The sequence below is a fragment of the Chryseobacterium sp. FG46 genome, from assembly GCF_057809135.1.
Genome location: NZ_JBMDJJ010000003.1, coordinates 107,432 through 121,186, shown reverse-complemented (window position 1 = coordinate 121,186; position 13,755 = coordinate 107,432). Strand labels below are relative to the sequence as shown.

Annotated in this window: 16 protein-coding genes; 1 reads left to right on the top strand and 15 read right to left on the bottom strand. The window is 36.1% G+C overall.

Annotated features, from left to right (window positions below; all coding sequences use genetic code 11):
- Window positions 1-43 precede the first annotated feature (43 nt).
- From ACODR7_RS03415 to ACODR7_RS03395, 5 genes are all read right to left on the bottom strand, one after another.
- Window positions 44-721 carry a response regulator transcription factor gene (locus ACODR7_RS03415; protein WP_488837287.1) on the bottom strand — a complete coding sequence of 226 codons (678 nt, stop codon included), beginning with the start codon at window positions 719-721 and terminating at the stop codon, window positions 44-46.
- Window positions 690-1,406, bottom strand: a complete 717-nt coding sequence (locus tag ACODR7_RS03410; RefSeq protein ID WP_488837286.1) for a sensor histidine kinase — start codon at window positions 1,404-1,406, stop codon at window positions 690-692. Before ACODR7_RS03410 ends, ACODR7_RS03415 begins: the two co-directional genes overlap by 32 nt.
- A gap of 65 nt (window positions 1,407-1,471) precedes the next feature.
- Window positions 1,472-2,095 carry a hypothetical protein gene (locus tag ACODR7_RS03405; RefSeq protein WP_488837284.1) on the bottom strand — a complete coding sequence of 208 codons (624 nt, stop codon included), beginning with the start codon at window positions 2,093-2,095 and terminating at the stop codon, window positions 1,472-1,474.
- A gap of 15 nt (window positions 2,096-2,110) precedes the next feature.
- Window positions 2,111-2,890 carry a hypothetical protein gene (locus tag ACODR7_RS03400; RefSeq protein ID WP_488837283.1) on the bottom strand — a complete coding sequence of 260 codons (780 nt, stop codon included), beginning with the start codon at window positions 2,888-2,890 and terminating at the stop codon, window positions 2,111-2,113.
- 62 nt (window positions 2,891-2,952) lie between these two features.
- Window positions 2,953-3,573: a DUF5715 family protein gene (locus ACODR7_RS03395; protein ID WP_488837281.1), complete on the bottom strand. Its 621-nt coding sequence runs from the start codon at window positions 3,571-3,573 to the stop codon at window positions 2,953-2,955.
- Between the two features lie 217 nt (window positions 3,574-3,790).
- Between ACODR7_RS03395 and aqpZ the strand changes: the two genes are divergently transcribed.
- The gene (gene aqpZ, locus ACODR7_RS03390; RefSeq protein WP_488837535.1) at window positions 3,791-4,507 is read left to right on the top strand and encodes an aquaporin Z; all 717 of its coding nucleotides are present in this window, start codon (window positions 3,791-3,793) and stop codon (window positions 4,505-4,507) included.
- Between the two features lie 49 nt (window positions 4,508-4,556).
- On the opposite strand, the gene ACODR7_RS03385 is transcribed toward aqpZ, so the two are convergent.
- The 10 genes from ACODR7_RS03385 to aceB all read right to left on the bottom strand — a co-directional run bounded on the left by ACODR7_RS03385 (window position 4,557) and on the right by aceB (window position 13,715).
- A complete protein-coding gene (locus tag ACODR7_RS03385) occupies window positions 4,557-5,102 on the bottom strand; it encodes a hypothetical protein (RefSeq protein ID WP_488837279.1) in 546 nt (181 codons plus the stop codon).
- Window positions 5,103-5,334: 232 nt separating this feature from the next.
- On the bottom strand, window positions 5,335-6,324 hold the full coding sequence (locus ACODR7_RS03380; protein WP_488837278.1) for a LuxE/PaaK family acyltransferase: 990 nt from the start codon (window positions 6,322-6,324) through the stop codon (window positions 5,335-5,337).
- Between the two features lie 194 nt (window positions 6,325-6,518).
- The gene (locus tag ACODR7_RS03375) at window positions 6,519-7,289 is read right to left on the bottom strand and encodes a UDP-2,3-diacylglucosamine diphosphatase (RefSeq protein WP_488837276.1); all 771 of its coding nucleotides are present in this window, start codon (window positions 7,287-7,289) and stop codon (window positions 6,519-6,521) included.
- 20 nt (window positions 7,290-7,309) lie between these two features.
- Entirely contained in the window at window positions 7,310-7,756 is a 447-nt protein-coding gene (locus ACODR7_RS03370; RefSeq protein ID WP_076596381.1) for a 6-pyruvoyl trahydropterin synthase family protein, read from the bottom strand.
- A 219-nt stretch (window positions 7,757-7,975) separates the two neighbouring features.
- On the bottom strand, window positions 7,976-8,242 hold the full coding sequence (locus tag ACODR7_RS03365) for a hypothetical protein (RefSeq protein ID WP_488837274.1): 267 nt from the start codon (window positions 8,240-8,242) through the stop codon (window positions 7,976-7,978).
- Between the two features lie 9 nt (window positions 8,243-8,251).
- Entirely contained in the window at window positions 8,252-9,418 is a 1,167-nt protein-coding gene (locus tag ACODR7_RS03360; RefSeq protein ID WP_488837272.1) for a hypothetical protein, read from the bottom strand.
- A gap of 29 nt (window positions 9,419-9,447) precedes the next feature.
- Window positions 9,448-9,834 carry an acyl-CoA thioesterase gene (locus ACODR7_RS03355; protein ID WP_488837271.1) on the bottom strand — a complete coding sequence of 129 codons (387 nt, stop codon included), beginning with the start codon at window positions 9,832-9,834 and terminating at the stop codon, window positions 9,448-9,450.
- Window positions 9,835-9,963: 129 nt separating this feature from the next.
- Window positions 9,964-10,536, bottom strand: coding sequence for an OmpH/Skp family outer membrane protein (locus ACODR7_RS03350; RefSeq protein WP_277115269.1), 573 nt, complete (start codon window positions 10,534-10,536; stop codon window positions 9,964-9,966).
- Between the two features lie 181 nt (window positions 10,537-10,717).
- Entirely contained in the window at window positions 10,718-11,998 is a 1,281-nt protein-coding gene (gene aceA / locus ACODR7_RS03345) for an isocitrate lyase (protein ID WP_277115268.1), read from the bottom strand.
- Window positions 11,999-12,140: 142 nt separating this feature from the next.
- Window positions 12,141-13,715, bottom strand: a complete 1,575-nt coding sequence (gene aceB, locus ACODR7_RS03340; RefSeq protein ID WP_488837269.1) for a malate synthase A — start codon at window positions 13,713-13,715, stop codon at window positions 12,141-12,143.
- Window positions 13,716-13,755: the final 40 nt, after the last annotated feature.

Below are 13,755 nucleotides of genomic sequence, written 5' to 3'. Positions count from 1 at the left end.
GAAAAGTACCAAATAAAAAATTCCGTATTTCTACGGAATCAATTTAAATTTTTTCAAGAGAGTAAATATTGTTGACAATAGCATAAATCACTATTCCCACTGTATTTTTGGCTCCTATTTTTTCAAGAATACGTTGCCTGTGGCTTTCTACAGTTCTTGGGCTGATAAAGAGTTTTTCTCCAATTTCGTTGTTAGTCAATTCCTGGCAGATCAGTTTTACCACATCTTTTTCTCTTTCTGATAATTCATCTTCAGTTTCAAACAGAGAATTTTTTTTGGCAGAGCTGTTCATATAAGTAAACAGCATCTGATGATCTTCAGCCGTGAAAAATACCCCATTTTTATCCACCATTGTGATGGCATCAATAAAGGTTTTCTTATTTGAATTTTTGGGAAGAAATGCTGATACTCCCAATTTGACCATGTATCCCAGAATAGAGGTCTTATAATGGGATGACAGAATAATAATTTTAAGATCCGGATATTTTTCTTTGAGGATTTCTACCAATTCAAAGCCGTTCATAGGTTTCATCTGAACATCTACGAGAGCAATATCAGGAAATTCATCTTTTGAAAGTTTTCCGAGGTCTTCTATAAAATCAGGACCGTTATCTTCGGTAAGGCAAACCGATATATTTTTTTCATTGGACAGCAGCATTTTTACCCCTTCGAGGATCAGCTGTTCATCATCAATCAGTGCTAGTTTGATTTGGGAACTCATGATATTTTGGAATTTTTATGATTAAACGACTTCCTTTATTCGAAAAAGTTTTTTTCCATTTGTGTATTGCGTTCATAGATTTGATACGGGATTCTATATTTTTGATTCCCATTCCTTTTTTCACTTTTTCATATTCAAAACCCTGTCCGTTATCAGAAATTACCACTGCCATATTATCAGGATAATCTTTAATGTAAATCCAGATATCCGTTGCATCCGAATGCTTGATCACATTGGTGGTAAATTCCTGAATAATCCTGTACAGCTGTACTTCCACGAAAAGATCTTTCTTTTCATATCCCTGCATTACCTGCAAAGAGATATTAATTTTATGGGAAAGATTGGCTATTAATTCTTCAACATATAAAACCAGCCCTACCGACTCCAGATTTACAGGGTATAATGAATGGGAAATACTTCTGGCTGCGTCAATCAGCGAAGACATCTGGCCGTAGATATTTTTTTTGATCTGTTCATCACCCTGTGTATCAAGGTTATTCAACCATAAGGACAGAATATTAAGGCGGTTTCCGATGTCATCATGAATCATCACTGCAATTCTTTTTCTTTCTTCCTCCTGAGCTTTAATGTTTTCCAGAACTAATTTTTTCTGATGGAGTACTTCTGCTTCATGCTGTACGTTTTTTTCCTTTATAATTCTGGTAATAAAAGCTCTGTAGGCCAACAGAATAAAGGATACTATAATTGCTATGGTAACAATTATAAGGATCAGCAGATTGATATTTAAAGTTACTTCTTTAATCTGAAAAAAGTGTATAAAAATGAACAGTACAAAATACTCGATAGAATATTATTGGCACTGAGAATGGTATAGTAATCGTTTTCCGACAGATTGGCAATCTGATGCTGAATAATAAAAATAAATACTGAAACTGAGTAATAGAAAAAAATACTGGCATCTACAAGAAGAAAACGGTTCTGAGCAGAGGTATTTTTAATCTCGCGAATCAGGGCAAATCCGGAAAGGCAAATAATTAGAATATTGGAAACCACTTTCGCAATATCAGCATTTGCAGGACAGTCAAATCCGTATTTCGAGATCATAAAGCCCGCAGCCAATACACCTACAGTTAACAGAACATATCTTGACCAGTCCAGTTTCCTGATAAATAAACCGGTTAGTAAAAAAAACTCTCCTGCGATGTATAAAGGATAAAGGAATGATGTGTCATTCAATCTGAAGATATAAGGCAAAGCCAGATTCAGCAGTTCAATAAAAAAAAGAAAAGCAATACAATGAAAATACTGCTTTTCTTTATGATTTAATATGCGGTATTTTGCTGCTCCCAGCAGTATAACAGATAGGAGCAGTGCATAGTTCAGGAATAAAATTGCCTTATAAAGTTCAGCCATTCCTCAGTGTATCATTTAAAATTCGCATCCTACACCTTCATCCGGTATACGGCAGATAGGAGGACATGGTTTTGCCCAATCGTATGTATTTGAAATAGCTTCGGCTCCAAGTTCTGCATTCCTAAGGTTTTCACGGAAAGAGATAAAAATAAGAGTTACCAGCATTTTCCCATAAATATCATTGTATCTGATACCAAAAGAACAGGTAATACCTGCCAAACCATCATCAGAAAGGCAAAGGTCTGCAGTAGGAACATAGAATTTTCTGAAGATTCCACTTCCCTGATTTTCTCTGCTCTCTTTGTAAAACCAATCCATACCTTGATTTCTCCAGCGTTCAATAGCATCTACGGCTTTGTCCTGCTCAAGAATTGGTGTATTGGAAACAGGTAATCCCATATTGGCATTCTTCTCCATGCTTTCAAGATCTTTAGATAGAACAGCATTTTTAATAAGAGTATATTCCTGGATCTCCTGGAGTCTCAAATCTTTTTCCAGCTCGGTAAGGAAGCTGTATGGATATTCTTTTGCATCTATTTTTACCCCATCGTTATTGATAGGATAAAAAATAAGAATCAATCTGTCTCTGTAAACTCCTACTGCAGCACAAAAGTCTTTATATTCCCTGAACCCTTTCATCCACTCAAGGTGTTCTCTGGAAATATTAAAAACATAGTTAGTAGGGATAAGTTTTTGAATTTTGGAAAAGTCAGAAAGGGATGCTTTCCACTGGTTTAACGCTGCTTTACATTCTTCTCCAGGCAGCATATAGTCTACAATGTTTAATGTTGACATAAGTATAGTTTTTAGTCGTATAAAAATATACAAACTAAACATGCTACGCAAGAAGATTTTCATTAATAATTTTTCACAGTAATATGATAACAGCTCTGTTGCTTCTCTTTGATATAATATATTCTACCAATCTTCTCATAATACTTTAAAACTTTCTCCAGAGCTATTTCCATTTTCGGATTGTATTTTAGAACATTGTTAAATCTTACATAAGAAATATCAAAAGAATTACCATAATTATGAGAACTAATCCCTAATGAGGCATTAGAATTTACTCTTCTTAGCCTGCACTGATCTTCAAGCGTTCTTGTAATGGATGAAACAGTAAATGTACCACCTTTTGTATCCTTGCTGAACTTAGAAGCTATTTTCTCCAGCGTGGTTTTTGCCTTTGATACCATATAAGCCCTGCTGTAATCAAGCCTTTGAACATGATATCCCTTCCCGGATTTTTTTACTTTGTGGAATTTACCACTATTGATGTATTTCTGTACGGTCCTGGAATCTTTCAGCAGCTGTACCCCAAAACTTTTTGAGGCATCAAGATGAGATTTATAAAGCGGCGTTGGTTCAACCTTCAGTACAGTGGCAAGATCATAGCAGGGAAAAGCTTTTTTAGCTGCCTGTGAATAATGTAAACTATAAATAAAAGGTACAAAGACCACGCAAAAAAACTTTCTCATTCACCATCCTTTTAAATTACAAATGAAAGATAAAACATTTATGTTATATCTTTCAAAACTGACTATTATACTCTCTCAATAAATCCCAAACAAACTTTACACCAAATTACAGATTTTACAATTTTTGCTCTCTCTTTTTTGAAATATTTTTAAGATTTATCTTTTTACTTTAAGATTTAAATTTTACATTTGAGATACTTTAATAATAAACAACATGATAAAAAAACTTTTCGCTGAATTTTTCGGCACATTTTGGCTTGTTTTCGGAGGATGTGGAAGCGCTGTTTTCGCAGCCGGTGTTCCAGATATTGGCATCGGACTTTTAGGAGTTGCTTTAGCCTTCGGTCTTACTGTTCTTACTATGGCTTATGCTGTAGGACATATCTCAGGAGGGCATTTTAATCCGGCAGTTTCGTTTGGACTTTTAGCAGGAGGAAGATTTTCTGCAAAAGACCTTATTCCTTACATTGTAGCACAATGTCTGGGCGCAATTGTAGCAGCAGGATGCCTGTACACAATTCTTAACGGAGCCGGAGCGGTAGAATTCTCAAAACCCGGAGATTTCGCCACCAACTTCTACGGTGAAGCCGTTTATAACGGAAAAGCTTTCAGTATGGGAGCAGCATTTCTTGCTGAGTTTTTATTAACCGCATTTTTCCTTATAGTAATCATGGGAGCTACGGATAAGTGGGCGAATGGTAAATTTGCAGGTCTTGCTATTGGTCTTGCCCTTACTTTGATCCACCTGATCTCTATCCCGATTACGAATACTTCTGTAAACCCTGCCAGATCACTTTCTCAGGCAGTCTTTGTGGGAGGAACTGCAATGTCACAGCTTTGGCTGTTCTGGGTAGCTCCTATTTTGGGAGGAGTTGTAGGAGGTTTAATCTACAAGTTCTTACTTCAGAGAGATACTGCTGAAATTGCAGATTAATTTTAAAATAACATTCAATGATAAAATCCTGTCAGGCGGCAGGATTTTTTTATTTTAATTTTTTGATTTCAAAAGGATTTTTAAAGATCAGCTCTTCATGCTTTCCTTTGATTTCCATTTTACGCTGGAGAAGATTCAGAGCCATTTTTCTGATAAAAAGATCCTTGTCATTCAGTTTCCAGTAAGAATCCTTATGAAGATTTTTAGGCTGGCGAATCAGATAAAATTCAGTTTCCCAGGTATCAACATTATGATAGAACTCTATGATTCCGCAGTGTTCAGGGATAAGGGCTGCATCTACCATTCCCATTGGAAGCAAAAAGCTAAAGGAATTGCATACATAATCGCCACAGGAAATTTTATCATGTTTCAGAAATTTTTCTCCGGTATCTTTATTCAGGTATGATTTTTTGAAATCATTCTTAAAATCACTTTTTGAAAGTTTAATTTCAATTTCATGACTTTCACCTTCTGAATTGATGATTAAGATATCTGCTTCCCAATCTGCCTGAAAATAATTCGTCAGTACGATTTCTTTTTCAAAATCGCAATGGGAATGAATGTAGGCGTGTATGAGTTCTTCTATTTTGATCATTGATATAATTGTAAAATGTACAATGTAAAAAGTATTAATGATGATGCGCTCTCCTAAAAGTCAATATTGTAAACGCTAAGTTCACAAAGTTTTTTTATTTACCTACTGTTTAAAATGTTCGCAGAGTTGTTTCACTCAGCAAAAGCCGCAAGGTATTTTTATTTATTATGATCATACAAAAATTGACAAGCGAAGCAAATTGACGATTCACAATTGCTTTTATATTTAACTTTTAGCTTACCAGCAGACTGCATCCTCTGATATCGGAATGATCTATTCTTCCTAAGACCTGAAATTTATCTCCTATTATTTTTCCCAAATCCTGTGTTGCAATAAATGAGCAGGAATGGGTGTTGGCAAGATCAATAATATTAATAGCTCCTGTTCGGCCTTCTTTTTCATAAGCTAAAGGATCTTCTGCGTTGCGAACCATAATTCTCATCCAGTTTGGACACTCATATTCATTATTTCCAAGGGAATAAGCCTGTGAAAGCAACTCTGTCATAGAGTATTCGGAATAGATTTTCTCTGTTTTAAGACCTTCCTGTAATATTTTCAGCAATTCATCCTTTGTCATTTCTTCCTTTCGCCCTTTCATACCGCCGGTTTCAATTACCACTAAATTTTCGGGGAAGTTCATGGATTCTTCGCTTTGTTCATGACAATAATCCAAAAAGTCCAGAAGAGCAAAGGAAACTCCGAAAAGAATCACTTTTTTATCCTTCAATGTGTTCAGGAGTTCAAAGAGTTCGGCATGGTTATAAAGAAAATATCCGTTTTCCGGTTTCCCGGATTTTTTCATCAGATAATCTACCATATAGATCAGTGATGAATTCTGTCTCTCCAGATAACTTGGAAGCAGCCCCAGAAAAATAAAATCTTCCGGTTTTCCGATAAACTGATCAAAGCTTTTGTAAATACTCTCCTCATAAAGCTCAGTATCTGCGATGAAATGTTTTGAAAGGTTCATTTGGGTTGTTCCTGAACTTTGAAAGAAAAGATCCGTATCAATATTTTTATCCAGAATCTGATGGTTTTTAAACATTTCAATAGGAAGAAACGGAATTTTCACCAGACTGTTGACCTCATCGGGATTAACCTTCAGAAAATCAACGAATTTCCTATATATTTCAACATTTTCATATTGATAACGAAATGTTTTCAATGAGGCATTCAGGAAATCCTGTTCAGTCTGTATGTTGAATATATTTTTCAATTCCATAATTTTTGAGTTTTTTAATCCCTTACTACAAGGCAATTACAGAGATAAAATATTGTTTTTTAATAATTTTTTAATGTATTAAACCTATTTTGGTAGACTTATTGCAATGTGTTACTTGGAATATGGATTAAAAACAAGAGTGGGTTTTTCCACCCGTTCGAAAGTTACCTCTTTTAGGGGTAATTTTTTTTGCTTTATTTTTGAAAAGTCTTCAGTTCAAAATCTTTTTCAAAAACCCCGTACGTGAAATAGGAAATCCAGTCTCCAAGGTTGATATATTTTGCATTATGGTCCAGATCCAGTACCATAGGCAGATGCCTGTGTCCATAGATAAAATAATCAATCTTCTGGGTTTTCAGCTTTTCTTTGGAATAAATGATGAGAAACTCTTTATCTTCTCCCAGAAAAGCTTTGTCTTCTTCTCCTGAGATCATTTTATTTTTTTGGGAAAGATACAATGCCACTTTCATCGCAATATCGGGATGAAGCCATTTGAAGAACCATTGTGCCACAGGATTTGTGAATAATTTTTTCATTCTTTTATATCCTTTGTCTCCGGGTCCCAAGCCATCTCCGTGGGCCAGCAGAAACTGCTTCCCTCCCATTTCAAAATATTGTTTCTGATAGAATACGGTACAGCCAATCTCTTCTTCCAGATAATCTTTCATCCAAAGATCATGATTTCCGACAAAGAAATAAATATGAATTCCTCTGTCTTTCAATTCTGCAATTTTCCCAAGCACCCGGACATATCCTTTGGGAATAACATGCTTCCATTCATGCCAGAAGTCAAAAAGGTCACCCATTAAAAACAAAACCTGAGCATCTTCTTTGATCTCATCCATCCAGCGTATAAATCTCTCCTCCCGCACCTTGCTTTCCTTGGGTGTAGGAGCACCAAAATGCTGATCCGAAGCGAAATATACTTTTTTTCCAGGTTCTAAATTAATTGTTGTTTTTAACACCTTCTGAGTTTTGTGAAAAATTATTGATTATCTTCTGCAAACCATTCTCCATAAGAGTTTTCTGTCTCATGAAGTTTAAGATAGGCTAAAGAAATTCCTTCGGGAAGTCTTGATTTGATTTTAGCAGCAATGGCGTACAACATGTTTTCACAGGTTGGCTGGAAGCTGCAATAGATTACTTTATGTCCTTTCTGCTCAAGGTCATCTCCCAGTTCTTTATGAGGAGACAGCGCATTGACAAGGACCGCATGATCCCATACGTCCACGATCTCAGATTTTACGATACTTTTGATATCTCCGAAATCTACCACCATTCCATTTTTAGGATTTTCAATATCATTAATCGGTCTCCCTTTCACTGTTACAAACAGCTTATAAGAGTGTCCATGCATATTTTTACACTTCCCATCGTAGTTGTAAAGCACGTGAGCCGTTTCGAATGTAAAAATTTTTGTAATACGTATCATATTACAAAGATATGACAAAACCGCTTAATAGAGAAAAGACTGTTTCTATTAAGGCGATTTTAAAATATTTTTTTAGCAGGTTTTCAAAATTGATATCTATTACTTCTTGAGAATTAATTGGTCTACTTCAAAACCTAATTGACACAAATAATCCAATCCATCTTGAACTGCTATTGAATTAACACCTGACCATCCATTTCTTAATCCAAGCAAAATAAACTATTTAATGTACTTTGGCTCATTAAGATTAACGGTATCTTCTGAATTTGTTATTTTACTTCTCAACTTAATACCGGATTTTAAAGGCTGACCCATAATATAATGATCAACTGTTACAAACTCAACGATCAAAGGAGTCTGTTTATGCCCTCTTAGAAAAACTTTCAATGTTAGAGTATTAATTTCAGTTCCAGCGTTCAATTGATCCGTAACCGAATACAAATATTCATTATTATCGATGACTATCTTTCTTAATTTGTTTTTCATCACCTCTCTTTATCTGATCGTTTTTTCAAATCTGTTAATGACTTTATACTGTTTATTTTTAATGACAATCTCATATTCTCCTTTGTCCAGAATTAAATAACGATTGTCTTTAGATGTTTTGAGTTCAATGATATCGGCAGGAATTCCTTTTTGTTCATACTCCCCTTTTCTATAGGCAAAAATCAATGCCGGATATTCTGAAACTTCAGAAACCGGAATCTTATACCACTTTCTATTTTTCGTCAGCATCCAATCTGGTCTGCCTTTGATGTATTTTGTAACGGGATGAATGATTTTAATATCGGTATACAGCTCTTTATCTTCTCCGTTATAGATTGCCTGATTTTCATCTTTTAAAACAACAGGGATAGTATTATTTACCAATCTTAAAAGTGGGTCATTATACTTCGGGTTACTTTTTTCTGAAAACTGAGTCTGATCAATGGTAAAAGGATTCACACCTGTTAAGTCTGAAAGCCTTCCCGCCATTGTTTTCTCCCAGGATTTATGAACACCTTCATAAGCGTGCTGATAACCGCAGTAGATGAAATATTTGCCATCTTTATTTTTCTGCATAAAATCGAAGATATTGTTTGCCTCTCCTATTTCTCTTTGTTTATTATTTCCTTCTGCTTCATATGGGAAAAGCTTGAACCCAATTTTCAAGGCATTGTAAATAAAGTTTCCGAATTCCGGTTCTTTGGAATAATATCCACTGTTAAGAGCAGCAAATTTCGTGGTGTTTACAGAGTCACTCGCTAATGTTTCAAGTCCCAAATATCTGTATCCGTTATCATATAACCCCTGAAGCAAGGAAGATGCGAAAGTTCGGTGACTGGCATTGTGATGGGCTTCATTAATGATGATAATCTGTTCACTAAAGGATCTTTCTAAGATATAATCTTTTGCGTTGACAGGGATTAGTTTTGTAAATCTTAAACTATCTGCAGTGCTCAGCTTTTTCACTCTTCCAAAAGTCATATCCCAACTTTCCAATGCAGGGTTATATTGTCCGCTTATCGAGTAAAATGTTGCACCCATCTGGCTTCTCCAGGATTGACTTTGGGTGGAGTCTGCCACCTTTTTTTTAATATCATCTGCAAACCAGTAAGGATTTTCCTGGCCATAGCCTGCCATGCTTAACAACAACAATGTCAGTGAATATAAAAGCTTCATGTATATTTAGTTTTTGGTTTAGTTTTATACTAAAAAAATCTCTCCAACCAGTCGTTTTCCAAACGTTTGATCTTTTTAGTTTCAGGATCAAACAAAATCCAGAGTGTGCTTGAATTTACCACCAGTTCATCATTGCAATAGAATTCTACTTTCCTTGGCTGCTTAGCTCCTTCCGGAGCCATTGGATAGGTTCTTACCGTAATAACATCATGCAGATAAACCTGTTTTTTGTATTGAATATGATGATCCAGAAGCATCCAGGCGTTGTTTACATAATCTGTTTGCTGTTTCAGAAGATCCCAGTGCTCTGCTGCCACTTGTTCCACCCAGTGTACATACTGTACATTATTCACATGGCTATTGTGATCAATATGTTCTTCTGTTACTTTGATCTGTTTTTCGTACATTAAATTCATTCTGCTGAAAGTTTACTCAAATTTATTATTTTAAAACAAAATATTCTTCATCCCATTAATCACTTTTACGCATAAAAAAACGGAATCATGAATTCTGATTCCGTTGTAATATTCAGTATATTAAGTTTCTTATTTAGATTTTCCAGCCGGTTTTGCAGGCGTTGCTGCAGCTCCTAATTTACTTTTCACAAGAGCTGTGATATCTTCACTTCCATCGTTGTAAATAAGATTATTAGTTTCCTGAGATGCAATATCAAAAACATAATTGATACCTTTTTCTTTGGCAGCAGCAGAAATAGCAGCTTTTACTTTTTGCTGTAACGGAGTAAACAATTCATTTTGTTTTGCAGAAATATCTTTAGCAGCCTGTGCTCTTGATTCTTCAATTTTTTTACCCAGAGTCTGTAATTCTGTTTGTGCTGCCATCAGTTCTTTCGTCACCGCTTCTTTGTTAGCTTCACTAAGGGTCTTTTCTTTATCCTGGGCTGCCTTCAATTTAGCCTGATAATCACCGATTAATTTTTCAATTTCAGTCTGCTTGGTTTTTGTCAGATTATCCACAGTTGCACTTATTGTTTTTACTTCGGATAAACTTGCAAAAATTTCATCAGTATTCACGCTACCAATCTTCTGTTGGGCTTTTGCAGCATTTGCTGTAAGTGTCAATCCTAATGTAATAAAAAGTACTTTAATTAAATTCATTTTTAATAATATTTTTTCAGCCTCAAATATAATTCAAATTTCAATTACTTATCATGTAGTATTTATTTCTTTATTATTTTGAGATATCAATAGTGTAAAAACAGGCTTAAACACCTTTAAACAAAAGAAAAACCTTCCCACAGTTGAGAAGGTTTAATATCAAAAAAATAGGAAAAAATGACTAATGGAACTGTGCGGTTTCTGTAGAATCTTTCATCGCTACAGTAGCCGAGGAACCGTTGGTGACAATATTCTGTACTTCATCAAAATATCCTGTTCCTACAAAAGACTGATGCTTCACTGCTCTGAATCCTTTCTGCTGTAATGCAAACTCACGCTCCTGAAGTTCTGAATATCCTGCCATTCCTCTTTCTTTATAAGCTAAAGCCAATTCAAACATAGCCGTGTTCAAGGCATGGAATCCTGCAAGGGTAATAAATTGGAACTTGTATCCCATTTTAGCCAGCTCTTCACGGAAAGTAGACATTTCTTCCACACTCAGTCTTGCTGCCCAGTTGAATGAAGGTGAACAGTTATAAGCCAGCATTTTTCCCGGAAATTTAGCATGAATTCCTTCTGCAAATCTTCTCGCCTGTTCCAGGTCAGGATTTGAGGTTTCCATCCAGATCAGATCTGCGTATGGAGCATAAGACAAACCTCTGTCGATTCCCTGTTCTACTCCGTTTCTTACCACATAAAATCCTTCAGAAGTTCTTTCTCCCGTTACAAATTTTTTATCCCTGTCATCAATATCAGAAGTCAGTAAATCCGCTGCATCCGCATCTGTTCTTGCAATAATAAGACTTGGAACACCTAATACATCGGCAGCCAGACGTGCTGCAATCAACTTATTGACTGCTTCCTGAGTAGGCACCAATACTTTCCCACCTAAGTGTCCGCATTTTTTTGCAGAAGAAAGCTGATCTTCAAAGTGTACGGCAGCAGCTCCCGCTTCGATCATTTGTTTCATCAGCTCAAAAGCATTCAGATTACCTCCAAAACCTGCTTCTGCGTCGGCAATAATAGGCACAAGATATTCTTTGTTTCCTGTTCCGCTTACGGATTGCACCTGATCTGCCCTTAGTAAGGCATTATTAATTTTCTTTACCACAGAAGGCACTGAGTTAGCCGGATATAATGACTGATCCGGATACATCTCACCTGACAGGTTGGCATCCGCCGCAACCTGCCACCCTGAAAGATATATTGCTTCCAGCCCGGCATCTACTTCCTGTACCGCCTGATTACCTGTCAATGCGCCAAGTCCTGCCACATAATCCTGAGTATTTAATTTATTCCAGAATTTTTTGGACATTTCTGTAGCAATAGTATAATCTATGGTATAAGAACCGCGAAGTTTTAGAACTTCTTCTGCTGTATAAGGTCTCTTAATACCTTTCCAACGTGGATTTGTAAGCCAATCCTGTTCAATAGCTTGGATTTGTTCTTGTCTTGTTTTCATAATATTGGGATTTTGTTTGATTAGAGGTTGAGTTTTGAGGTACGAGATTCGGAGTGCGGGGTTTTAGGTTTGAACGAATGATAAAAACTATCTTGAATAGGAGGTTCAAACTTTCAGATAATCCCACGCTCTCACTCTCAATCTAAATAAAAGGATATGCTTTAAGGGTCAGAAATTCTTCAAATTTTTCAGAGAAAATCAGTTCATTGAAAAGTTCTTTGGCGAGATTAAATTTTCCGTTCTGGAAACGGGCTTCTCCTACATACTTTTCAATATGGTCCATTTCTTCTTTTTCCCACTGCAGTATCATACTTCGGGTCAATATCCTGTCATCACTCAGAACTGCTTCGTTTTTCAGCCACTGCCAGATTTGTGTTCTTGAAATCTCTGCAGTAGCGGCATCTTCCATCAGATTATAAATAGCAGCAGCACCGGTTCCCATCAGCCAGCTTTCAAGGTAAAGAATTCCTACATTGATATTTTTCCGGACTCCTTTTTCAGTAATATCTCCTTTGGGGATTTCCAGCAGCTGATTTTCCGCTATATGATATTCAAATTTTTTATCGATCTGATTTTTGGAAGGCATATACTCATCAAAAATTTCTTTTGCCACCGCTACCAATGCCGGATGTGCTACCCATGTACCATCATGACCGTTTTTCACCTCCCTTTCTTTGTCATTTTTTACTTTTTCAAAAGCTTTTTTATTGGCTTCATCATCATCCTTTACAGGAATCTGGGCAGCCATTCCGCCGATAGCATGAACGTTTCTTTTATGGCAGATTTCGATCACTCTTTTTGAGTATGCATTCATAAAAGGAGAAGTCATCGTCACCTGGTCTCTGTCCGGAACAATAAACTCGGGAAGGTTTCTGAATTTTTTAATGTAAGAGAAAATATAATCCCATCTTCCGCAATTCAGTCCTGCGCTGTGTTCTTTTAATTCAAATAAAATTTCATCAATCTGAAATGACGCAGTAATGGTTTCTATTAAAACGGTAGCTTTAATAGTTCCTTCCGGGATTCCAAGGTAGTTTTGTGCAAAAACAAAAACCTCATTCCACCATCGGGCTTCTTTATAATGTTCCAGTTTTGGAAGGTAAAAATAAGGACCGCTGCCGTTTTCCAGAAGCTGTTTTGCATTTCTGAAGAAATACATTCCAAAATCTGTCAGTGATCCGGAAGCTTTCTCTCCATTGATCTCAATATGTTTTTCCGGGAGATGAAGACCGCGTGGACGAACCTGTAAAACAGCCGTTTTCTCATTCAGGGTATAGGCTTTTCCTTTTTCGTTGACAAAATCAATTTTTCGGTTAATGGCATCAGAAAGATTGATCTGTCCCTGGATACAGTTTTCCCACACCGGCGAGCTGCTGTCTTCAAAGTCGGCCATAAATGTAGAAGCACCCGAATTCAAGGCATTGATAATCATCTTGCGGTCAACAGGACCGGTAATTTCTACTCTTCTATCCAGCATATCGTCAGGAAGCGAAGCACATACCCAATTCCCATTCCTGATGTCTGCAGTTTCTTTTAAGAACCCGGGCAGATTTCCCTGATCAAAATGTTGCTGAGTATTTTTTCTTTCTTCTAAAAGTTCAAGTCTTTTATCATTAAAGTTTTGATGAAGCGAAATCAGAAAATCTACCAAATCAGGAGTAAATATTTCCTCAAACTGCTTCTGTGACTTTATTTCTAACTGAGTCTTTGTTTCCATAACCTATTGATTTTGTGATTTGATGTTACAAACATAAATA